This is a genomic window from Sphingomonas sp. CCH15-F11 (genome assembly GCF_001557005.1).
Lineage (GTDB): Bacteria > Pseudomonadota > Alphaproteobacteria > Sphingomonadales > Sphingomonadaceae > Sphingomonas.
On the sequence record NZ_LSKG01000144.1, the window covers coordinates 49,173 to 69,993 of the forward strand.

Annotated in this window: 20 protein-coding genes and 2 pseudogenes; 12 read left to right on the forward strand and 10 right to left on the reverse strand. The window is 65.2% G+C overall.

What is annotated here, in order from left to right; genetic code table 11:
* Positions 1-20 precede the first annotated feature (20 nt).
* From AX709_RS19410 to AX709_RS18355, 4 genes and pseudogenes are all read left to right on the forward strand, one after another.
* Entirely contained in the window at positions 21-146 is a 126-nt protein-coding gene (locus AX709_RS19410; protein ID WP_004212719.1) for a hypothetical protein, read from the forward strand.
* Positions 147-243: 97 nt separating this feature from the next.
* A pseudogene (locus AX709_RS14955) lies at positions 244-1,414 on the forward strand (IS3 family transposase).
* Positions 1,415-1,729: 315 nt separating this feature from the next.
* Complete coding sequence (locus AX709_RS14960) at positions 1,730-2,137, forward strand: single-stranded DNA-binding protein (protein WP_004212722.1); 408 nt, start codon at positions 1,730-1,732, stop codon at positions 2,135-2,137.
* A 315-nt stretch (positions 2,138-2,452) separates the two neighbouring features.
* Complete coding sequence (locus tag AX709_RS18355) at positions 2,453-2,800, forward strand: PepSY-associated TM helix domain-containing protein (RefSeq protein ID WP_082731804.1); 348 nt, start codon at positions 2,453-2,455, stop codon at positions 2,798-2,800.
* A 207-nt stretch (positions 2,801-3,007) separates the two neighbouring features.
* Here AX709_RS18355 and AX709_RS14970 read toward each other — a convergent pair whose 3' ends face one another.
* Positions 3,008-3,574 carry a TetR family transcriptional regulator gene (locus tag AX709_RS14970; protein ID WP_066550571.1) on the reverse strand — a complete coding sequence of 189 codons (567 nt, stop codon included), beginning with the start codon at positions 3,572-3,574 and terminating at the stop codon, positions 3,008-3,010.
* Positions 3,575-3,643: 69 nt separating this feature from the next.
* Here AX709_RS14970 and AX709_RS14975 point away from each other — a divergent pair, with 69 nt between their 5' ends.
* Both AX709_RS14975 and corA read left to right on the forward strand, forming a co-directional pair.
* Complete coding sequence (locus AX709_RS14975; protein WP_066550611.1) at positions 3,644-4,474, forward strand: SDR family oxidoreductase; 831 nt, start codon at positions 3,644-3,646, stop codon at positions 4,472-4,474.
* Positions 4,475-4,923: 449 nt separating this feature from the next.
* Positions 4,924-5,892: a magnesium/cobalt transporter CorA gene (gene corA, locus AX709_RS14980; protein ID WP_004212726.1), complete on the forward strand. Its 969-nt coding sequence runs from the start codon at positions 4,924-4,926 to the stop codon at positions 5,890-5,892.
* Between the two features lie 61 nt (positions 5,893-5,953).
* Here corA and AX709_RS14985 read toward each other — a convergent pair whose 3' ends face one another.
* The 9 genes and pseudogenes from AX709_RS14985 to AX709_RS15025 all read right to left on the reverse strand — a co-directional run bounded on the left by AX709_RS14985 (position 5,954) and on the right by AX709_RS15025 (position 13,666).
* On the reverse strand, positions 5,954-6,361 hold the full coding sequence (locus AX709_RS14985) for a response regulator (protein ID WP_021245219.1): 408 nt from the start codon (positions 6,359-6,361) through the stop codon (positions 5,954-5,956).
* An 81-nt stretch (positions 6,362-6,442) separates the two neighbouring features.
* On the reverse strand, positions 6,443-7,066 hold the full coding sequence (locus AX709_RS14990) for a response regulator transcription factor (RefSeq protein ID WP_013039093.1): 624 nt from the start codon (positions 7,064-7,066) through the stop codon (positions 6,443-6,445).
* The gene (locus tag AX709_RS14995; protein WP_066550575.1) at positions 7,056-8,591 is read right to left on the reverse strand and encodes a sensor histidine kinase; all 1,536 of its coding nucleotides are present in this window, start codon (positions 8,589-8,591) and stop codon (positions 7,056-7,058) included. The genes AX709_RS14990 and AX709_RS14995 overlap by 11 nt, the downstream gene beginning before the upstream one ends.
* A gap of 59 nt (positions 8,592-8,650) precedes the next feature.
* Positions 8,651-9,124 carry a DUF305 domain-containing protein gene (locus AX709_RS15000; protein ID WP_015449253.1) on the reverse strand — a complete coding sequence of 158 codons (474 nt, stop codon included), beginning with the start codon at positions 9,122-9,124 and terminating at the stop codon, positions 8,651-8,653.
* 90 nt (positions 9,125-9,214) lie between these two features.
* The gene (locus tag AX709_RS15005) at positions 9,215-10,402 is read right to left on the reverse strand and encodes a copper resistance protein B (RefSeq protein ID WP_037462747.1); all 1,188 of its coding nucleotides are present in this window, start codon (positions 10,400-10,402) and stop codon (positions 9,215-9,217) included.
* Positions 10,399-12,327 (reverse strand): annotated as a pseudogene (locus tag AX709_RS15010) (copper resistance system multicopper oxidase). Before AX709_RS15010 ends, AX709_RS15005 begins: the two are co-directional and overlap by 4 nt.
* 66 nt (positions 12,328-12,393) lie before the next feature.
* Complete coding sequence (locus AX709_RS15015; protein WP_066550578.1) at positions 12,394-12,960, reverse strand: RNA polymerase sigma factor; 567 nt, start codon at positions 12,958-12,960, stop codon at positions 12,394-12,396.
* Positions 12,957-13,394: a periplasmic heavy metal sensor gene (locus AX709_RS15020; RefSeq protein WP_039335535.1), complete on the reverse strand. Its 438-nt coding sequence runs from the start codon at positions 13,392-13,394 to the stop codon at positions 12,957-12,959. The genes AX709_RS15015 and AX709_RS15020 overlap by 4 nt, the downstream gene beginning before the upstream one ends.
* A complete protein-coding gene (locus tag AX709_RS15025) occupies positions 13,394-13,666 on the reverse strand; it encodes a hypothetical protein (protein WP_007406394.1) in 273 nt (90 codons plus the stop codon). The genes AX709_RS15020 and AX709_RS15025 overlap by 1 nt, the downstream gene beginning before the upstream one ends.
* A 132-nt stretch (positions 13,667-13,798) precedes the next feature.
* On the opposite strand from AX709_RS15025, the gene copC reads away from it, so the two are divergent.
* From copC to AX709_RS15060, 6 genes are all read left to right on the forward strand, one after another.
* Positions 13,799-14,176, forward strand: a complete 378-nt coding sequence (copC, locus tag AX709_RS15030; protein ID WP_039335443.1) for a copper homeostasis periplasmic binding protein CopC — start codon at positions 13,799-13,801, stop codon at positions 14,174-14,176.
* A gap of 4 nt (positions 14,177-14,180) precedes the next feature.
* Positions 14,181-15,125 carry a copper homeostasis membrane protein CopD gene (gene copD / locus AX709_RS15035; RefSeq protein WP_066550580.1) on the forward strand — a complete coding sequence of 315 codons (945 nt, stop codon included), beginning with the start codon at positions 14,181-14,183 and terminating at the stop codon, positions 15,123-15,125.
* A 36-nt stretch (positions 15,126-15,161) separates the two neighbouring features.
* Complete coding sequence (locus AX709_RS15040) at positions 15,162-15,836, forward strand: class I SAM-dependent methyltransferase (protein WP_020820524.1); 675 nt, start codon at positions 15,162-15,164, stop codon at positions 15,834-15,836.
* Between the two features lie 107 nt (positions 15,837-15,943).
* A complete protein-coding gene (locus tag AX709_RS15045) occupies positions 15,944-18,301 on the forward strand; it encodes a heavy metal translocating P-type ATPase (protein WP_066550583.1) in 2,358 nt (785 codons plus the stop codon).
* On the forward strand, positions 18,298-18,696 hold the full coding sequence (cueR, locus tag AX709_RS15050) for a Cu(I)-responsive transcriptional regulator (RefSeq protein WP_007406402.1): 399 nt from the start codon (positions 18,298-18,300) through the stop codon (positions 18,694-18,696). Before AX709_RS15045 ends, cueR begins: the two co-directional genes overlap by 4 nt.
* Positions 18,697-19,099: 403 nt before the next feature.
* Positions 19,100-20,821, forward strand: a complete 1,722-nt coding sequence (locus AX709_RS15060; RefSeq protein ID WP_007406387.1) for a PHA/PHB synthase family protein — start codon at positions 19,100-19,102, stop codon at positions 20,819-20,821.

Below are 20,821 nucleotides of genomic sequence, written 5' to 3' on the forward strand. Positions count from 1 at the left end.
ATTGGGCAAAGGACGAAGTGATGATGCAGGCACCGAGTTGGAATTGGGTGGGCGTCCTTGCCTTCATCTGCGGGGCGGCGGTCATCATTCCCAGCCTTGTCGCGCTTGCACTCAGTCTTGCCGCTGTTGCCCGAAACCTCCTGTGAGGCTGGCATCGGTCTGACGGAGGGATAGTGGTCTACCTTGGAAAAACTGGTCCAATTCTGAAGAGAGCCCATTTGGGCATGAGAATTGGAGAAATGTATGGGACGTCAGAGGTTTACGCCGGAGCAGATCATAGCGAAGCTGCGTGAAGTAGAGGTGATTGTGGGGCGAGGCGGCACAGCGGTGGAGGCTTGCCGCCAGATCGGGATCGCGGAGCAGACGCTATATCGGTGGCGCAAGGAATATGGCGGGCTGAAGGTCGACCAGGCGCGGCGAATGAAGGATCTGGAGCGCCAGAATGCGCGGCTGAAGAAGCTGGTGGCCGACCTCGCGCTCGACAAGGCGATCCTGCAAGAGGCGTCGAAGCTGACTTTTTGAGTCCCTCCCGTCGCCGTGAGGCGATCGAGCAGATCCGTCGCGCGTTGCCGGTATCGGAGCGACGGACCTGCCGTGTTCTGGGCCAGCATCGTTCGACACAGCGCCATCCACCGAAGGATGATGCCGACGAGCGGCGGCTAACAGCCGACATCATCGCGCTGGCCAAGGACTATGGCCGGTATGGCTATCGCCGCATCCATGTCTTGCTGGGCCAGGCGGGCTGGCAGGTCAGCCTGTCAGTGGTTGAGCGTATCTGGCGGCGGGAGGGTCTTAAAGTGCCGAAGCGGCAACCGAAACGGCGGCGGCTCTGGCTCGGCGACGGATCGTGCATCCGGCTGCGCCCGGAGCATCGCGGCATGTGTGGTCCTACGACTTCGTCGAGGATCAGACGCACAACGGTCGCAAGTTCCGAATGCTCAACATTATCGACGAGTTCAGCCGGGAATGCCTGGCGATGGTGCCGCTGCGGCGCTTCCGGTCGAACGACGTGATTGACGTGCTGACCGATCTGTTCATCGAGCATGGGCCGCCCGAGCATATCAGATCCGATAACGGCCCCGAGTTCGTCGCTAATGCGGTGCGCGAGTGACTCGGCAGGCTTGGCGTCATTACCCTCTATATCGAGCCCGGCAGCCCATGGGAGAACGGCTATATCGAAAGCTTCAATGCCCGTCTGCGAGATGAACTGCTCAACGGCGAAATCTTCTACAGCCTTGAGGAGGTGCGGATCGTCACCGGCTGGTGGCGCGATCATTACAACCGAGCACGGCCCCACAGCAGTCTCGGATATCGACCACCGGCCCCGGAGACGATCAAGATGCCAGCCTGGCCGCTCGGCTCCGCTACGCTCCGCCTCCCGCCCAGGCTGGTATCAGAGGCGCAGATCAACTAACTACACAACCGGACCAGTCATTGCGGGCAGTCCATGTCCTGAGCTCGGCCCATCGCGATGTTGCGACATGGCTCTGCCGTTGCCTGGCGCCGAGGGAAAGCGCCCTCCGCCTGACTGATCCCCTAAGCCCGGACGGTTGCCGTGGGGCAACCCCCGCGGTGCCGGACCGGGTTGTCGCTCGCGCGCCTGCCCGCACCACTCCGGCCCTTGTGGGTCGGGTCGCCGCTTGCGCGTCGATGCCCTCGTCTCCCGCCGGTCTTGGCCGGGTCTCGTCGGAGGGACGGTCCCTCGGACGGAAGCAACGGAGATTTGATCATGCAGAACATCGTCATTCTTGCCGGCAATATCGGCATGGATCCGGAGAGCCGCACCACCCAGGGCGGGACCCGCATCACCCACTTCACCCTGGCGACCTCGCGTCCCCGCTATTCGGAAGGCAAGGTCGTTCGCGATGAGAAAGGCTACCGCGTCCAGGACACCGAATGGCATCGGATCACCGCGTTCAATGGCCTCGGCAAGACCGTGCAGGAGCATTGCACCAAGGGCATGAAGCTGCTGGTGCGCGGCCGCATCCATTACAGCGAATGGACCGATGGCGACGGCGTCGAGCGCTACGGCACCGAGATCATCGCCGAGACGATCGACTTCCTCAGCCGGGCGAAATCGAAGTCCGACGAGGCCGGCGACCCTGATCCTGAGCTCGACGACGACGTGCCCTTCTGACCCCCGGATCCCCGCGCGCTTGTGGCGCGCGGGGGCATCCAGCGGCGAGCCGGATTTGCCATAGCTCGCGAGGGATTTTGCAGGCGGGGGCGTCTGCACTATCCGCTTTCCGTCGCATGGGATCGAAGATCGCATGCCACACCGACCTCAACGAGGCCACGCTCAAAAATACGCCGCGCGGTCCGATATGGGTCCTCAAGGCGCGGGGCGGAAGCGAAAGCTGGTGGAACGCCTACACTGGCGAAAATGTCGATGAGATCAGTCTGGCAGACGCTCGGCGCTATGCTCTGATGTCCTACAAAGGATCCCGGCAGGCTGCAGGCGGTCGACTATCAGGAAACGGCGCCCGAGGAAGCGCAGGTCGGCGGGCCGCTGTGGCGCGCCAGCTTCGCCGACAAGGAGCATAGTCGCCTCTATCTGGATCCGTTCACCGGAGAGGTGCTCAGTCGCCGTTCGGACCTGTGGGACTTCTATGATTTCTTTTACAAAATCCATATCATGAACCTTGGCGCCTCGCGCAGTTACAACCATCCACTGATCGTTGTCGCTGCATCGGCGACGTTGCTCATCGTGGTCACCGGGATCGTCATTCTGTTTTATCGCCTTGCGAAGGATCTCAAACGACTGCTGACGAAACGTCGCGCATCAAGGCCTGCGACCTGAGGTCATCGCGCTGCGACGGGCTCACTTGCCGATCCACTCCGGTTCGGCTGTGGCCGCGCAATTCTGATCGTCGCTCGGCCCGCCGTGCCCACGGGCAGCGCGAGCAGATGAGCCGCCGTATCTTCGCGGTCGGGTAATGTCGCGGGGTGCGATGGAGCTTGCTGTGTCCTGATCGGCGCGCGGGCGGGCAACGCGCGCCTCGCACGATCACACGCGCAGCAGTCGCCCCACCGCCCGCATGATCGTCGCCCTGCGCGCCGCATGCTCGGTAGCGTCGCGTGCGGCTCCGGTCATGCACCAGAGCTGGGTGAGGGCGGCGACAAGCCGGACGACGTCCATGGGCGTGAAGTCGGCGATAATCCGCCCCTCGGCCTGCGCCGCTGCGATCCCGTCCAGCTTTTCCCCGAGAAGGACCTCGCCGGCCGGGAGCATCAGAACATCCTGGCCACGCTCCAAATGATGCCAGGTCAGTAGCCTCCACAAGCGCGGGCGTTCGACCAGCAAGTCATAGGTGCGCCCCGCATAACCCTCAAGATCATCGGGATCGAAGCGATCGGCCTGCGCCGCGTCCATCACTTCCTGCGTCAGCGCGGCGTCGAAGAGCGCCTCCTTGTCCCCGAAATAGGTGTAGAGCATCGGCTTGCTGATACCCGCCGCCTGCGCAATGCGGTCGATCCGCGCGCCCGCCAGCCCATGGGACGCGAACTCCTCGGTCGCTGCAGCCAGGAGCGTCTCGCGGCTCTGTGCGGCATTCCGCCGGGTTCGTTGCTTCATCACACCTCCAAGCATTGACGCGTTCCACGTTTAAAGCTACCTACCAGTTGGTAATATATGGAGCAGCATATGTCCAATCACTGGTTTCTCACGGGCGCGTCCAGCGGCATTGGCCGCCATCTGGCCGAACTGATCCTGGCCGCGGGCGACGACCTTACCGCGACGGCCCGCAGGCCCGAAAGCCTCGACGACCTTGCGGCGAAATATCCGAGCCAGCTGCGCGTCGAAGCGCTCGACGTCACGGTCAAGGACGATATTGCTGCGGTCGTGGCCCGGGCGCAGTCGCGTCGACCCGTCGATATTCTGGTCAACAACGCCGGCGGCGGCGTGATCGGCGCCACCGAAGAGATGTCGGACGCCGAGGTCGAAGGCCAGATCGCGCTCAATCTCATGGCGCCCATCCACATCACCCGCGCCTTTGTCCCCGCGATGCGCCTGCGCGGGAGCGGCCGGATCATCCAGATCTCCAGCGCCAGCGGTCAGGGCTCGCTTCCGACGAGCAGTCTCTATCATGCGGCCAAATGGGGCCTGGAGGGCTTCAGCGAATGCCTCCGCCAGGAGCTTGAACCCTTCAACCTGTTCGTGACGCTGATCGAGCCGGGTGGCGCGCGCACCAGCTTCAGCCACAACCTGCAATTCGCCAGCGAGATCGCCGCCTATCGCGATACGCCCGCCGGCGATATCCGCAAGATGTTCGAGACCGCCGGAAACGAGCTCTACACGCTCGACCCGCAAAAGATCGCGCAAGCGATCGTCGATGTCGCAACCAGCGACCATCCGCCGCTGCGCGTGACTCTGGGGGGTGACGCTTTCGGCGTTGTCCAGGCGGCGCTGCAATCGCGGCTCGCCTTTCTGCAGTCCCAGGAAGCGCTCGCGCGCTCGGTCGCTTTCGACAGTTGAGCTTTCCCGTCTTCCAGCTTTCGTCTCCGCGCGGTGCGATGCGCCTCACCGGGGCCCGGCAACCCCTGTCGTCAGCGCCGCTATCCGATACTTAGGTATAGCCATCCGACACGATTGCCGAAGCGCCAAACGGGCAATCGCTTGGTACCATCGCAAGAGAGGAAAACCTTCGCGGTCGCCAATCAAGGGTGCGCGGACCTTCGCAGTCTGCGTGCCCTTGATGTGGCAGCGCGCCGCCCAGCCACGCGCGTCATGAACGGGAGCGGCCTTCTGCGAAACCCAACGCTCCGCCGCATCTTCTATAAGCTCTCGCTCGAATTGCTGCGCGCCGCCTTCGTCTTCCTGCGACTGGGGTTAAAGGGCGAGGCGCGCCTGCTTGTGCACGCGTCTCAATGGGCGAGGCACACGGCTTCCGGTCGCCGCCGCAGGTGGCGGCACCGGAAAGTGCCATGAGCGTCGTCGCCGCCTTTCTTTATCACGAGGGCAAACGGCTGCGGCCGGTGACCCTGATCGATCCGGCGTGCGAGCATATCGCCAAGGATGACTTTGTGTGGATCGGCCTCTCCCAGCCCAGCGAAACAGAACTTGCCGACATCGCCGGAAATTACGGCCTTCACCCGCTTGCCGTGGAAGATGCCGGCAACGGCCACCAGATTTCCAAGCTCGACGTCTACGGTGACCAGTTGTTCATCGTCGCCAGGACGGCACATCTTGAAGGCGATCATATCGCCTACGGCTCCACCGCGATTTTCCTGGGCAAGAATTTCCTCATCACCGTTCGGCAGGGTTCGGCACGCTCGCACAGCGAGCTTCGCGCGCATCTCGAAATCACGCCGGACCTGCTGCGCGAGGGCCCGGACTATGTGCTCCATGCCATTCTGGACTTCATCGTCGATGGCTATTTCCCGATCGTCGAGGCGATCGAGGAGGACGTCCTCAAGATGGAGCAGCGCATGCTTGCAGCCTTTCTCACCCGCGAGGAGGTGACCCGGATTTTCACGCTGCGGCGTGAGCTCGTCCGCTTCCAACGCGTGCTCGGACCCATGCTCGAGGTCGGTCGCAAGCTGGTGAACCTGCAGCTTCCGCGGCTTGATGAGGCCTCCAAACCCTATTTCCGTGATTTGCTCGATCACATGCTCCGGGTTGAGAGCGCCATCACCGGCATCCGCGACATCCTGATCTCGGTGTTCGAGGCGAGTCACCTGCTCGAACAGCAGCGCCAGGGTGCGATCACGCGTCAGCTCGCCGCCTGGGCCGCGATCCTCGCGGTGCCTACCGCGATTGCCGGGATCTACGGGATGAACTTCGAGAATATGCCCGAACTGAAGACGCAGTGGGGATATTTCGTCATCCTCGGCGTCATCGCTGCGGTCTGCATCGGACTCTACATCCGGTTCAAACGCAACCACTGGCTTTGACGTCGCTGACCGCTGTCCACATCGCGCAGGGCTGAGGCCGCCGGGGGCAGGTTGCCACAGTTCAATGCTTTCGAAGCGTCTCGGCGCGGTGCCGGTCCAACGCATCGAGCAAAGCCCTGCCGATCAACGGCTTTGCGAGAACGTGATCGAAGCCCGCCTCGGCGGCCCGCGAGGCCAGCAGCGTGTCGTGAAAGCCTGAGATCATGATGGCCCGTCCCGACCATCCGATCTCGCGAAGGTGACGCAGCATCGCGAATCCGTCGATGTCGGGCATGCGATAGTCGAGGATGACGCAGTCCGCCTCCTTCGCGCGGGGGTCGGCCAACAGCGCGCGGCCGGTCGTATATCCCCACACGGCATAGCCGCGCGATCTCAGCAGCAGCTGGAGGCCACGCCGCACGCCGGGATCGTCGTCGGAGACGAGGATGGTGTATCTGCCATCATGCTGGGTGGAACGGACCGATGGCATTGCGAGAAGCGGACACCCGTGTGACGATTGCACCATCGATCGCATATCGCGCCTCGTCCCGTCGCTACGTAGAGGTCGCAGTCACTTCGGCTTGCGGCCCATGCCCGCGGCAAAGGCGATCCGCAGGGCTTCGGACAGATTGCGGACCTCGAGCTTGGCCATCAGGCTCGCGCGATGGACCTCGACCGTTCGCGATGAACAGCCCAGGTCATAGGCGATCGTCTTGTTGGGCAGGCCGTTGGCCAGCCTTTCGAGCACTTCCCGCTCCCGGGGCGTCAGTGCAGCGACCCGCACCCCTGCTTCGGACGTTTCCAGGGTACGAAGGTCGACATCGTCGAGACGCGCGAACGCGCGGCTGACGGCGCCGAGCAGGGCGGCTTTCTCGAAGGGTTTCTCGAGAAAGTCGACCGCGCCGCCTTTCATGGCCTGCACCGCAACCGACACGTCGCCATGGCCGGTCAGGACGATGACCGGCATGTTGACCCCGCGTGCTGCCATGGCGGCCTGAACCTCGAGACCGTCCATCTCGGGCATGCGCACGTCGAGGATGACGCAGCCGACGGCCGCCGACTTCGCCTCCTTGAGAAACTCCACGCCCGAGGCATAGGTCACGACGTCGTAGCCCGCGGTCTTGAGCGCAAAGCTCGCCGCCTTGCGGATGCTCTCCTCGTCGTCGACCAGATGGATGACGCGTCTATCCCCCATGTTCCTCCTCCGCCCGCGCATGGATCAAGGTAAAATGAAAGCGCGCGCCGCCGCGGTCGGGGCGCTCCATCCAGATACGGCCCCCATGCGCTTCGATGATGGTCCGGCAGATCGAAAGGCCGAGGCCCATGCCGTCGGCCTTTGTCGACTTGAACGCCGTGAAGAGCTGCTCCCGGACCTCGTCGGCGATGCCGGGGCCGGTATCCGCCACGGTCACCTCGATCAGCCCGTCAGGGCGCAACCTGGTCGCCACCTTGAGGTCGCGAACCGGACACTCCGCCATCGCCTCGATGGCATTGCGCATCAGGTTGACCAGCACCTGCTGGATCTGCACCCTGTCGACGAGGACCGGCGTCGCGGCGTGCTCGACCGCAAAGAAGCTGCGGATGCCGCGCTCGCGTGCGCCGACCAGCGCGAGCTGGCTCGCCTCGGCGATGACCTGCGGCAGCTCGTGGAGGCTCTTGTCGACCTCGCCGCGGGCGACGAAATCGCGAAGGCGCCGGACGATATGGCCGGCCCGCAGCGTTTCCTGGGCGGCATCATCCATCACCGACCGCAGCGACACGAAGGGTTCGTCGTCCCGCTCGTCGAGCATGTCGCGGATCGTCTCGAGATAGAGCGCGACCGCGGCAAGCGGCTGGTTGAGTTCGTGGGCAAGAGTCGAAGCCATCGTGCCCATCGCGCTCAGCCGGGAGACATGGACCAGCTCTGCCTGCAGTTCCTTGAGCCTGAGCTCATCCTGCTCCTTGGCGGTGAGATCCCGGATGAAGCCCGTGAACAACCGCTGCCCGTCTTCACCGGCCTCGCCGACCGACAGCTGCATCGGGAAGGTCGAGCCGTCGCGGCGCTGGCCGACCACGACGCGGCCGAGGCCGATGATCCGGCGCTCGCCGGTCTGGAGATAATGCGCGAGATATTCGTCATGCCGGTCGCGATCGGGCTGGGGCATAAGGCAGGAGACGTTGCGGCCGACGAGCTCGGCTTCGCTGTAGCCGAAAAGGCGTTGTGCCGCTGCGCTGAAGGATGTGATGGCGCCGGTCTCGTCGATGATGATCATCGCATCCGGCACCGTCGCCAGGATCGACTGGAGATGCTGCTCGCGGGTCTCGATCGACGCCCGGACCGCCGCCTCGTCGGTGACATCGCGACTGATGCAGGCAAAGCCTCGATGTGCGTCGCCTTCGAACAGGGCGCTGATCGTCAGGCGCGCGAGATACTCCGCTCCATTCTCGCAGACCCGCCACGCTTCGCGCTCCAGCGTGCCCTCGTGAAGGGCGGCCGCCAGGTCTACGCACGGCCGGCCGGCCGTAATCTCGTCGGGCGGGTAGAACAGGTCGTGGGGCTGTCCCAGGACGCGGTCGAGCGGCCAGCATTCGGCACGCTCGCCTTCTTCATTATAGCTCAGCACGATCCCGGCAGGATCGAGCAGCGTCAGGACATGGCCGCCAGCCTGTCGCAGGAACAACGGCGCAAGCCGCACCACCTCCCTGGCAATCTCGTCCGGCCCGCGCCTCGTGTCGACCATCGTCCCGGCTCACATGCCTGGCCGGGCGCACGTATCCGGGCGTAGCCCGACCGTGCCACTCAGCGCCGCGCGAGTATGGCCTTCATCTCGTCGATTTCCTGCCGCTGCGAGCGCTTGATCGCTTCGCAAAGCCGGATGACTTCCGGATCGCTGAGCTTTGCTTCCTGGCACATCAGGATCGCCCCGGAATGATGCGGGATCATCGAGCGCAGAAAGGCCGTGTCGCCGATCGTGGTCTGGGTGCGGATGAGTGCAAAGCTGCCGAAGAAGGCGACCAGCGACGCGGCGATCAGCGCGATGTTGGCGGCCTTCGACACGAACATGTGTCGCATGGCGAGGATCATCAGCACCACCATCGGTGCGACCATCATCAGCGTCATGTAGAGCATGTTGAGGTTGTTGTAGAAGCTGTCGAGCCCGTCGATCATGACGAACATCACCAGATACATGATGACGCCGCTGATGACGGTCTGAACGGCAAGGCTCCAATAGGCACCCATCTTCCGGGTGTTCATGTGGGACGAATGGTCCATGGCGTATCTCCTTCGCTCGGCGCCGGCCGACCTGGGTATGAGTGTAACGCCCCGCTCTCTTGTTCGCCCCCGCCATCAGCTGTCCCGATCCTAGAACCAGAAGCGGATGCCGGCGACGAAGCTGGTGGCATGGACGTCCTCGCCCGCAAGCCTCGACAGCCGCGCCGTGTCTCCGGCTTTGCGCAGATAGGAAACGCCGATGTAAGGTGCGAACTGGCGGCTGAATTCGTAGCGCAGGCGCGCGCCGAGCTCTATGTTGACCAGCCCCGAACCGATGTCGTTCTCCGGAATATCCTGCGCGGCGAAATTGACCTCGGCGCGCGGCTGCAAGATCAGGCGCTGGGTGATGCGCTGGTCGTAATAGCCCTCGACCCGGCCCAGAAGGTCGCCCTTGGTCGAGAGGAACAGCGCGCCTTCGACCTCGAACATGCCGGGAGCCAGACCCTCGACGCCAACGGTCGCATAGGTGCGGTTGGGCCCGCGGCCGAAGTCCTGGCGGACGCCGGCCTGAAGGTTGAAATAGGGGTCGATGGCGCGGCTATAGAGGGCCTGGACGTCTGCGCTGTCGATCCCGCGGCCAAACTCGCCTTCCCCCTCGCTCTTGAGCCAGAGGCGGTTGATGTCGCCGCCGTAAAAGCCTTCGCCATCCCAGCGATAGCCATCGCGGCCGCTATGCGCCTGATACTCGAACAGGTTGAGCAGCACCTGCCCGAAATTGTTGCCGCCGCTGTCCTTCATCATGATGTCGCGCGAGCGCGCCATCTCGCCGCCGGGAAAATCCCGATCGGCGAAGTGGTCGCTGGGGGGGGGCGGCGGGGGCGCATTGCCGGCCGGAAGCGCCGTGCCGGTCATTTGCATGCCGGGCATGGCGGAGGTTCCGGGCATGGCGGTCTGGCCATGCTGCGAATGGTCCATCCCGGGCATGTCCGGCATCGCGCCGTCCTGATGCCGGGAGTGGTCCATGCCCGGCATCTCCGCCATCGCGGGAGCAGCGGGTTGCGGTTGACCGGCGGCATCTGCCTGTGGCGCAGGACTGGCCTGGTCCTGCGAATGGTCCATTGCCGGCATGGTGCCCGGCGCTGGTTTCTGAGCGCGCGGCCTGGTAGCGGGCTTGGGGCGCGGCGCGGCGGCCTTGTCCTTCTTTTTCTCCTGCGCCGGCCGCGCCCCGCCCGGCGGCGCCATGCCGGGCATGTCGTGCATCGAATGATCCTGGGCAAAGGCGGGCGCGGCGGAGAGAAGGGCGATCGCGCTCACCAGCGGCGTGAGGATGCGGGTCATTGCGCGTCTCCCTTCGGACGGACGCTCACGACCCGCATCATCCCTGCATGCATGTGGTAGAGGAGATGACAGTGGAAGGCCCAGTCGCCGACCGCGTCGGCGGTGAAGTCCCAGGTCACCTTGCCGCCGGGCTGGACGATCACCGTATGCTTGCGCGGCGCATGATCGCCATGCCCCGTCACCAGCTCGAAAAAATGCCCGTGAATATGGATCGGATGCCCCATCATCGTGTCGTTGATGAGATTGACGCGCACCCGCTCGCCTTCGATGAAGGGGATCGGCTCGTGATGGTCCGACATTTTTTCGCCGTCGAACGACCACATGAACCGCTCCATGTTGCCGGTGAGGTGAATGTCGATGCTGCGGCTCGGCGCGCGCACGTCCGGATTGCGATCGAGCGCCATCAGGTCCCTGTAGACAAGCACCTTGTGGCCGACGTCGGCGAGGCCCTGGCCGGGCTCGCCGGTGCGGTCTACGGGCATCGGCGAGATGGTCTGGACGCTCGGGTCGCGCTTCACCTGCGGCGCGTTCGAGAAGTCGCGCATCTTCATCGAGCCCATCGCGTGCCCGCCATGATCCATGCCCGCCATCTGGCCATCGGCGCCCATCGCGCCGTGGTCCATGCCGGCCATCGATCCATGATCCATCCCCGAATGATCCATGCCTGCCATGGCGCTATTGTCCATGGTCGCCATCGCTGCCGCCGCGCCGGTCGCGAGGCGCGCGGACGCGTTCTTCTCGGCCGTCGGATCGACGCCCCGCATAGCGCCGCCCGACATGTCCATGCCTTCCATGCCCGGCATCGAGGACATGTCCATGCCCATGTCCTTCATGTCGGCGAGCGGCCGTTTGCGTAAGGGGGGAACCTCGCCGGCCATGCCGGCCCTCGGCGCGAGCGTGGCACGCGCCATGCCCGAGCGGTCGATCGCCTCGCCGACAAGGGTGTAGGCCTTGTCATCGCCTGGGCTGACAACGACGTCGTAGGTCTCGGCAACACCAATCTGGAACTCGTCGACGGTGACCGGCACCACATTCTGCCCGTCGGCCTGGACGATGGTCAGCGGCAGGCCGGGGATGCGGACGTTGAAGGTGGTCATCGCCGACGCATTGATGACCCGCAGCCGCACCCGTTCGCCCGGGGTGAAGAGCGCGGTCCAGTTGTCCATCGGACCATGGCCGTTGACGAGATAGGTGTAGGTGGATCCGGTCACATCGGAGATGTCGGCCGGGTCCATCCGCATCTGGCCCCAGTCGAGCCGGTCCTTGAGTGGCTGGTCCTTGCCCGAGAGCAGCCCGGCCAGCGTCTGGCGCTGGAAGTTGAAATGGCCGGGGTTGACCTTGAGACGCCGGAAGATCGCCTGCGGCGAGAGTGCGCTGTGATCGGCGAGCACGATGACATGCTCGCGGTCATAGGCGACCGGATCGGCACCGGCGGGGTCGATGATGATCGGGCCGTAATGGCCTTCCTGCTCCTGCAGGCCCGAATGGCTGTGATACCAGTAGGTGCCGCTTTGCACGACGGGGAACTAGTAGAGGTAGTTCGATCCCGGCTTGATGCCCGGAAAAGACACGCCCGGCACACCGTCCATATTGGCCGGCAGGATCAGCCCGTGCCAGTGGATCGAGCTGTCCTCCTCCAGCTGATTGATGACGTTGAGCCGCACGCGCTGGCCCTCGCGCAGCCGGATCAGCGGGGCGGGGACCGTGCCGTTGAGACCGATTGCCCGGAACTTGCGCCCGTCGATGGTCATCGACTGCCGGGCGATGGTGAGCGTGATGTCTTCGCCCGACACGGTCGGCAGCGTCGGTCGCATCCCCGGCGAGATCGTCTGCGCCCAGGCCGGCAGCCAGGCTGACAATGCTGCGCCGCCGCCGGCGAGGGCCGCGCCGCGGAGGAACTGGCGGCGGTCGAGAGCAGAAATCATTCGGTTGTCTCAGCTTTAAGAAAGAGGGCGGACCTATTGGAAATACGCAGCGTGGCCTCATCCCCCTCAAACTTTCTTCAACATTTCCGCGAGGCGTGCGCGGGCGCGGTAGAGGCGGGTCTCGACTGCCTTCTGGCTGATGCCGAGAATCTCGGCGGTTTCGGCTTCCGATTTCTCATCGATCGTCCGCAAGACGAGCGTGTCCTTGAGCGATGCGGGCAGGGCGGCGATCGCTTTCATGGCCTCTGCCAGCTGCTGCTCGGCGCCGATCGCCTGGTCGGGTAGTGGCGCCTCGTCGACGACATGTTCGGCTTCCCCCAGCGCCAGCGCGTGGGAGAAGAAGTTGCGGACCGCGCGGCGGCGGCGCCAGTCATGGCATTTGTTGATGACGATCCGCGACATCCAGACCGGAAAAGGTCGCGCAGCGTCATAGCGGTTGAGTGCGGCGAAGGCGGCGACGAAGCTCGCCTGGGTCACGTCGAGCGCTTCGTCGCGGTTCCCGACATGGCTGCGCACGAGGCGGTGCACCCAGCCCTGATGCCGGCGGACCAGCTCGCCATAGGCCGCTTGCCGGCCTCCAAGCGCCAGAGCCGCGAGCTCCCCGTCCGAGCAGTCGGGGAGGCTCGCGGTCATTTGGACTTGGCCGTCAGCGCTTTCACGACGGCGTCGTCGAACTTCTCGGTCTGATCGGGACGCAGCACGGCCCGCATTGCGAAGATGTGCTCGAGCGTTTCCTTCTGCAGGGCCCCCATGGCCTGGTGCGAGCGATCCACCGCCGCTGCGACTTGCGGGCCATAGCCATGCTCCGCTTCGATCGCCTCCGCGAGGCGCGCATTGTCGGCGCGCAGTTCGGCCTCCAGCGCTTGACGCCGTAAGGCGTAGTTCTTCTCGATTGTCTCGAGCCGGCTGTGTTGCGCGGAATCCAGCTTCAGATCGCGATGGAGCAGCTCGTGCAGCTCATTTTCGACCGGGCGTACTGGAACCACATAGACGCGGCCGATGACAACGCCAGCGATCGCCGCGGCAAAGGTCAGCAGGACGAGGAGCAGGAGCCGGCGGTCGCGCATCATTGTGAACTCAGCAGCGTCGAAGGAGCGAGCGCGAGCCGCGCGTCAAAGGGCGATATCGGCCCGGCTTCGGTCGACCGCACAGGCACGGCCGAGCCGGCAATTCCCAGGAACAAGGCTGCTGCCGCGGCGATACCGAATGTCGTGGCGCTCAGGCGGGGCATGGCCTGGAGCCGGGCGATCTCGGCCATGACGCGGCTGTCCAGCCCGGCAAGCCGGGGATCGAGCGGCGCTTCCCGCAACCGGCTGAGCATGTCGTCGAGGTGGTCCATGATGTTTCTCCGTCTTCACTTCTCAATACGCAGGATGGTCCGGCAACCCTTGTCCGGGAACAAAAAGAAAATTGCGAGGGGTGCAGGTCGCGGCTGCGTATTGTCTCATGGGATCCACAGGAGAATGTTCCAATGCGTTTCTTTTCGCCTCTCGCAGCTATCGCCATCGTAGGCCTGAGTGTTTCGGCTCCGGCCTATGCCCATCCCAAGCTTGTATCCTCGGCTCCGGCCGCCAATGCCAGCGTCTCGGCGCCCTCGCGCATTACGCTTACGTTCAGCGAAGGTCTGATGCCCAGGCTGTCGGGTGCCGAGATCGTGATGACCGGTATGCCCGGCATGCCCAACCATCGCATGGCGGTAACCGGCTTCAAGACGTCCGTCGAAGGCGACAAGACGCTCGTGCTGACGCTCGCCAAGCCGCTCATGGCGGGCAGCTATCAGGTCGCCTGGCACGTCGTCTCGACCGACACGCACCGCATCCAGGGCAATCTCGCCTTTACCGTCAAGTGACGCCATGAACGACGTGGCACTCGTCGCCGTCCGCTGGGCGCTCTACGTCGATCTCGGCCTGTTGTTCGGCCTGCCGCTGTTCGCGCTCTATGCGCCCGGCGGCGGCCGGATGGTACAGCGGCATCTGCCGATGGTAGCAATGGTGGCCGGTCTCGCCTGTCTCGCCCTCCTGCTGTCGGCGCTGGGGTTCGCGTTGCAGGCAGCGGCCATGACCGGGCTGCCGCTCACCCAGCCTGATCTTTCCATGGTCGCAGAGCTGTTCAACGGCACGTCCATGGGAACGGCGCTGAAGGCGCGCCTCGTCGCGCTCCTCGTTCTTCTGCTCTCCATCCCCTTCTATCGCCGGCAATCCGGTCCTGCCTTCATCGCCTCCACTCTGGCAGGCGCGGTCGCACTCGCGACCCTCGCCTGGAGTGGGCATGGCGCGGCTGGCGAAGGCGAGGCGGGCTGGCTGCAACTGGGGGCCGATCTCATCCATCTGCTCGCCGCCGGCGCCTGGGTCGGCGCGCTTGCCGCCTTCCTCGCGCTGGTTCTTCCCAGGCTCGCAACCGATGATGTCGCCGCTGAAGACATGGACCAGGTCACACTGGCCGAGGAAGCCCTGCGGGGTTTCTCCCTCGTCGGCACGATCATCGTCGCCCTGCTGATCCTGACCGGGACGGTGAACGGCTGGTTTCTGGTCGGCCCGGGCAACATCGCCTCGCTCGGTCAGTCGAGCTACGGCCTGCTGCTCATCGCCAAGCTGGTGCTGTTTGGGGGCATGCTGGGCCTTGCCGCGCTCAACCGCTACCGCCTGACCCCGGCACTGGCACAGGCGATCGAGGAAGAGGACGCGCCACGGGCGCAGGCGCTGTTGCGCGCGAGCCTCTTCGTCGAAGGCGGGCTTGCGATCGTCATTCTCGGGCTCGTCGCCTGGCTGGGGACACTATCGCCGCCCATGTCGATGTAGCTTATCGTTTCGGACGCCTCGCGTTGGGAGAAGCCAATGCAATCCTACACCCCGCCGCTCGGGACCGGATCGACGAAAGACTATGATCGCGCGATCCGCCTGTGGACGCGGGAGAAGCGGTGGCGTGCCGCCATGCTCGCCGCCCTGGCGCCCAAAGCCGGTGAGACGGTCGTCGACGTCGGCTGTGGCACCGGCAGCTTCGCGCTGATGCTCAAGCAAGCCGAGCCCAGGACGCAGGTGATCGGTCTCGATCCCGATGCCGAGGCGCTCGACATCGCGCGGCACAAGGCCGCTGCGCGGCAGGCCGATATCGACTGGCGTCAGGGATTTGCCAGGGACGTGGCCCCGGGCACCGCCGACGCTGTCGTATCGAGTCTCGTGCTGCATCAGATGCCGGTCAGGGAGAAGGCGGCAACCCTGCGCGCCATGTTCGCCATGCTGCGCCCGGGTGGCCGCCTGGTGATCGCAGATTATGGCCGCCAGCACGGTCTCATGCGGCTCGCCTTTCGCCTGACCGTGCAGCGACTCGATGGCATCGATGATACCCGACCCAACGCCGACGGCGTGCTCCCCGGCCTGATCGCGGCGGCCGGCTTCAGGCATGTGGCCGAGACGTTTCGGCTCTTGACCATCACCGGCGCGATCGAATTGCTTACCGCGCATCGACCGGCGCAGGCCCAGGGCCTTACGGTTGCGAACGACCTTGGCTGATCCCGGCCGAGCGACCGGGTACGCCGATTTGGCCGCTTAGGCGATTACGTATTGACCCTGACACGGTGTCAGACCCTAGATCGTCAGGCGTCGAAAGGAGCAAGGCGATGAACGAGACACATGGAGCGGCGCATGGCGGCGGTTGCTGCGGCGGCCACGGCGGCGCGAAAGCGGCGACCGGCATCAAGGACCCGGTCTGTGGCATGACCGTCGATCCGGCGACCACCGCGCACCATGCCGATCATGGCGGTGAACGCTATCATTTCTGCAGCGCGGGCTGCCGGGCAAAGTTCATCGCCGATCCCGAGCGCTATCTCGGCCCGCCGGCACCGCCGTTCGCAGCGCCCGTGGGCACGATCTGGACCTGCCCTATGCATCCCGAGATCCGGCAGGACCATCCCGGGTCCTGTCCGATCTGCGGCATGGCGCTCGAACCCGCGACCGTGACCGCCGACAGCGGTCCCAGCCACGAGCTGGTCGATTTCACGCGGCGTTTCTGGGTTGGCCTGGTGCTGGCCCTGCCGGTGCTGATCCTCGAGATGGGGGCGCACCTGTTTCCTGTGATCCATCGCCTCGTGCCGATGTCGACCTCGGTATGGATCCAGTTCGTGCTGGCGACGCCTGTCGTGCTCTGGGCGGGCTGGCCGTTCTTCGAGCGTGGCTGGGCCTCGCTCAAGACCCGCAACCTCAACATGTTCACCCTGATCGCGATGGGGACGGGGGTCGCCTGGATCTACAGCGTCGTCGCGACGCTCGCGCCTCAGCTGTTCCCGCCTGCCTTCCGCGGCGAGGACGGCATGGTTGCCGTCTATTTCGAGGCCGCCGCGGTGATCACCGTTCTCGTGCTGCTCGGCCAGGTGCTCGAACTGCGCGCGCGTGAGCGGACCTCGGGCGCGATCAAGGCGCTGCTCAACCTCGCGCCCAAGACCGCGCGCCGGATCGCCGCCGACGGGAGCGAAGAGGAGATCAGTCTCGATCTGGTCGCGGTCGGCGACCGCCTGCGCGTGCGGCCGGGCGAGAAGGTGCCGGTCGACGGCGTAGTCGAGGACGGCCGCTCCTCGCTCGACGAGTCGATGGTCACCGGTGAATCCATGCCCGTCACCAAGGCCAAGGCCGACACGGTGATCGGCGGCACGCTCAACCAGACCGGTGCGCTGGTGATCGTCGCCGACAAGGTCGGACGCGACACCATGCTTGCGCGGATTGTCCAGATGGTCGCCGAGGCGCAGCGCTCGCGCGCGCCGATCCAGCGCATGGCCGATCAGGTGTCGGGCTGGTTCGTGCCCGTGGTCATCGCGGTTGCGGTGGTCGCGTTTATCGCCTGGGGTATCTGGGGCCCCGAGCCGCGCTTCGCCTATGGGCTGGTGGCGGCGGTCGCCGTGCTGATCATCGCCTGTCCCTGTGCACTGGGTCTCGCCACGCCGATGTCGATCATGGTGGGCGTCGGCCGCGGCGCCGGACTCGGCGTCCTTATCAAGAATGCCGAAGCGCTCGAGCATATGGAGAAGGTCGACACGCTCGTCGTCGACAAGACAGGCACGCTGACCGAAGGCCGCCCTGCCGTCACCCAGGTCGTGCCGGCGCCCGGCTTCGACGAAGCCGAGTTGCTGCGGCTTGCCGCCTCGGTCGAACGGGCTTCCGAACATCCGCTCGCGCTGGCGATCGTCGAGGCTGCGAAGGATCGCGGCATCCCCACGAGCGACGTCACCGACTTCGATTCCCCCACCGGACGCGGCGCGCTCGGCACCGTCGACGGCCGCCGGATCGTGCTCGGTAATGCGCGGTTCCTCTCGGAAGAGGGCATAGCAACCGACGCGCTGGCGGAGCAGGCCGACGCCCTGCGCCGGGATGGCGCCACCGCGATCTTCATCGGCGTCGACGGCACCGTCGGCGGCGCCTTTGCAATCGCCGATCCCGTGAAGCAGACGACGCCGGAGGCCCTGGCCGCACTCAAGGCCGAAGGCATTCGCGTGGTGATGTTGACCGGCGACAACCGCACCACAGCAGAGGCGGTGGCAAGGCGGCTCGGCATTGACGATGTCGAAGCCGAGGTACTGCCCGACCAGAAGAGTGCCGTCGTCGCGCGGTTGAAAAGCGAGGGGCGCGTGGTGGCGATGGCCGGCGACGGGGTCAACGACGCCCCCGCACTGGCTGCCGCCGATGTCGGTATTGCCATGGGCTCGGGCACCGACGTCGCGATCGAGAGCGCGGGCGTGACGCTGCTCAAGGGCGATCTCATGGGCATCGTGCGGGCACGGCGGCTGAGCCAGGCGACCATGTCCAACATCCGCCAGAACCTGGTCTTCGCCTTCATCTACAATGTCGCCGGGGTGCCGGTGGCGGCGGGCGCGCTCTATCCGCTGTTCGGCATCCTGCTCTCGCCGATCATCGCGGCCGCCGCCATGGCGCTCTCCTCGGTCAGCGTGGTCACCAACGCGCTGCGCCTCAACCGGAAAGCGCTGTGAACATCGGGGAGGCGTCGAAGCAAAGCGGGGTCTCGGAGCGGATGATCCGCCATTATGAGAAGATCGGCCTCATCCCGGCGCCGCCGCGCCGGGGAGCGGGTTATCGCGACTATGGCGAGAGTGACCTCCATCGCCTGCGGTTCATCGCCAATGCCCGCGATCTCGGTTTTCCGATCGAGGAGATCCGGACCCTGCTCGGCCTGTGGGCCGACACGGGCCGCAGCAGCGCCGATGTAAAGCGGGTCGCGTTGGCGCGGGCGGAGGAATTGCAGCGCAAGGCCGAAGCGCTGACGACACTGCGCGAGACCCTCGTCGATCTCGCCGAGCGCTGTCATGGCGACGAGCGGCCAGATTGTCCCATCATCGCCGAACTGAGTCTCGACAGAAAATGTTAGCGCCGGCCGCCTCTCGGACCAGACCCGCTCTGGCGGCCGGGGTGCTGATCGCACTTGGCATTCTCACGACGGGCCTCGCGATATATTTCCTCGCAGTCCGCCCGCCACTGCTGGCGGAGGATCTTCGCCATATCGGCGGCAACCCGCAGACCCTTTCGCCGGTATTGCGGGACTGGTTCGGCGGGATAGCTGGCTCGCCCGTGCGACCGCACTGAGCCTCCTGATCGTATTTGGCCGCTTTTCATACAGCAATGTCGTGCTGAGCTCTGACTTCTGGGGCTGGCATATGCGAGGCAATCCCTCCGTAGGACTACGGAGTGCGCAGAGGCTTCCTGCGCTTCAGGGCTTGTTGCACCGCAGCAGGAGCGAAAATGTGCAGAGTCGAAGCAATATCCCTGACCCGTTGGACGGTCTGGCCACGACGCTGGATCGGTCGAGCTTCGCCGCCATCGCGCAGCTGACTTCAGGCCAGTCGCCCGCCACTTTGGCGCAGTCTTTTTCCGACTGGTGGACGCACATTCTCTGCTCGCCAGGCAGGCAGCTGCAGCTCGCCGCCAAGGGCGGGCGCAAGCTGATGCGGCTCGCCGACTATGCCATGCGCAGCGCATCCGGCAGCGATCCCGAGCCGGCGATCGATCCGCTGCCCCAGGATCGGCGCTTCGCCGACGCAGCCTGGAAGCGCCATCCGTTCGACCTGATCGAGCAGGCCTTCCTGCTCCAGCAGCAATGGTGGCATGCCGCGACGACCGGCGTGAGCGGCGTCACCGGGCACCACGAAGCGATCGTCGAGTTCGCGACCCGCCAGATGCTCGACATGGTGTCCCCGACCAATTTCATCCCGACCAACCCCGTGCTCCAGCAGCGCATCCTCGAAACCGGAGGACAATGCCTTGTCGAGGGTGCGCGATTTTTTTGCGACGACCTGGAACGCCTGGTACGCGGGGAGCCCGCAGCGGGCACGGAGGCCTATCGGGTCGGCGAGAAGGTCGCAGCCACGGCTGGCAAGGTCGTGTTTCGCAACAGGGTCATGGAACTGATCCAATATGCGCCCGCAACCGAGACGGTGCGTCCGGAGCCGATACTGATCGTGCCGGCATGGATCATGAAATATTACATCCTCGACCTCTCCCCGGAAAATTCGCTCATCCGCTGGCTGGTAGGGCAGGGCTACACCGTGTTCTGCATCTCCTGGCACAATCCCGACAGCGCCGACCGCGATCTCGACATGGAGGATTATCGCCTGCTTGGGCCGATGGCCGCCGTGGATGTCATCCAGGCGATTACCGGCACCGAGAAGATCCACGCGGCCGGCTATTGTATCGGCGGCACGCTGCTCGCCATCACCGCGGCCGCGATGGCGCGCGATGAAGATAAGCGTCTGGCGAGCGTCACGCTGTTCGCCGCCCAGACCGAGTTTAGCGAGCCGGGCGAACTTGGCCTGTTCATCGACGAGGCGGAAATCAACCTGATCGATGCGATGATGTGGGCGCGCGGCTTTCTCGACAGCAGTCAGATGGGCGGCGCCTTCCAGATGCTGCGATCCAACGATCTGGTCTGGTCGCGCATCCTCTCGACTTATCTCATGGGCGAGCGCGAGCCGATGACCGACCTCATTGCATGGAATGCCGACGGCACCCGCATGCCCTATGCCATGCACGCGCAATATCTGCGGCGCTTGTTCCTCGACAATGACTTGGCCGAAGGGCGCTACGAGGCCGGCGGCCACCCGGTCTCGCTCTCGGGGCTGCGCATGCCGATCTTCATGGTGGGCACGGAAACCGACCACGTCGCGCCGTGGCGCTCGACCCACAAGCTCCACATGCTGACGGGCGCGGAGATCCGCTTCGTGCTGACGAGCGGTGGCCACAATGCCGGGATCGTCTCCGAGCCCGGGCATCCTCATCGCCACTTTCGCGTCGCGACACGGATGCAGGATGGCCCGGCGCCAGGTCCCGATACCTGGCTGGAGCGGGCCGAGCTGCGCGAAGGGTCGTGGTGGCCGGAATGGAGTTCATGGCTTGGATCGCACTCGGGCAAGGCGGCCGCCCCACCGTCGATGGGCGCGCCCGAACGGAACTATCCGCCGCTCGGTGATGCCCCCGGGCGCTACGTGCTGGAGCGCTGA

Excerpts from the sequence above, each read along its gene's own strand:
- AX709_RS19410 (WP_004212719.1), top strand. The coding sequence starts at position 21 with ATGATGCAGGCACCGAGTTGGAATTGGGTGGGCGTCCTTGCCTTCATC.
- AX709_RS14960 (WP_004212722.1), top strand. The coding sequence starts at position 1,730 with ATGCAGAACATCGTCATTCTTGCCGGCAATATCGGCATGGATCCGGAG.
- AX709_RS14970 (WP_066550571.1), bottom strand. The coding sequence starts at position 3,574 with ATGAAGCAACGAACCCGGCGGAATGCCGCACAGAGCCGCGAGACGCTC.
- AX709_RS14975 (WP_066550611.1), top strand. The coding sequence starts at position 3,644 with ATGTCCAATCACTGGTTTCTCACGGGCGCGTCCAGCGGCATTGGCCGC.
- corA (WP_004212726.1), top strand. The coding sequence starts at position 4,924 with ATGAGCGTCGTCGCCGCCTTTCTTTATCACGAGGGCAAACGGCTGCGG.
- AX709_RS14985 (WP_021245219.1), bottom strand. The coding sequence starts at position 6,361 with ATGCCATCGGTCCGTTCCACCCAGCATGATGGCAGATACACCATCCTC.
- AX709_RS14990 (WP_013039093.1), bottom strand. The coding sequence starts at position 7,066 with ATGGGGGATAGACGCGTCATCCATCTGGTCGACGACGAGGAGAGCATC.
- AX709_RS14995 (WP_066550575.1), bottom strand. The coding sequence starts at position 8,591 with ATGGTCGACACGAGGCGCGGGCCGGACGAGATTGCCAGGGAGGTGGTG.
- AX709_RS15000 (WP_015449253.1), bottom strand. The coding sequence starts at position 9,124 with ATGGACCATTCGTCCCACATGAACACCCGGAAGATGGGTGCCTATTGG.
- AX709_RS15005 (WP_037462747.1), bottom strand. The coding sequence starts at position 10,402 with ATGACCCGCATCCTCACGCCGCTGGTGAGCGCGATCGCCCTTCTCTCC.
- AX709_RS15015 (WP_066550578.1), bottom strand. The coding sequence starts at position 12,960 with ATGACCGCGAGCCTCCCCGACTGCTCGGACGGGGAGCTCGCGGCTCTG.
- AX709_RS15020 (WP_039335535.1), bottom strand. The coding sequence starts at position 13,394 with ATGCGCGACCGCCGGCTCCTGCTCCTCGTCCTGCTGACCTTTGCCGCG.
- AX709_RS15025 (WP_007406394.1), bottom strand. The coding sequence starts at position 13,666 with ATGGACCACCTCGACGACATGCTCAGCCGGTTGCGGGAAGCGCCGCTC.
- copC (WP_039335443.1), top strand. The coding sequence starts at position 13,799 with ATGCGTTTCTTTTCGCCTCTCGCAGCTATCGCCATCGTAGGCCTGAGT.
- copD (WP_066550580.1), top strand. The coding sequence starts at position 14,181 with ATGAACGACGTGGCACTCGTCGCCGTCCGCTGGGCGCTCTACGTCGAT.
- AX709_RS15040 (WP_020820524.1), top strand. The coding sequence starts at position 15,162 with ATGCAATCCTACACCCCGCCGCTCGGGACCGGATCGACGAAAGACTAT.
- AX709_RS15045 (WP_066550583.1), top strand. The coding sequence starts at position 15,944 with ATGAACGAGACACATGGAGCGGCGCATGGCGGCGGTTGCTGCGGCGGC.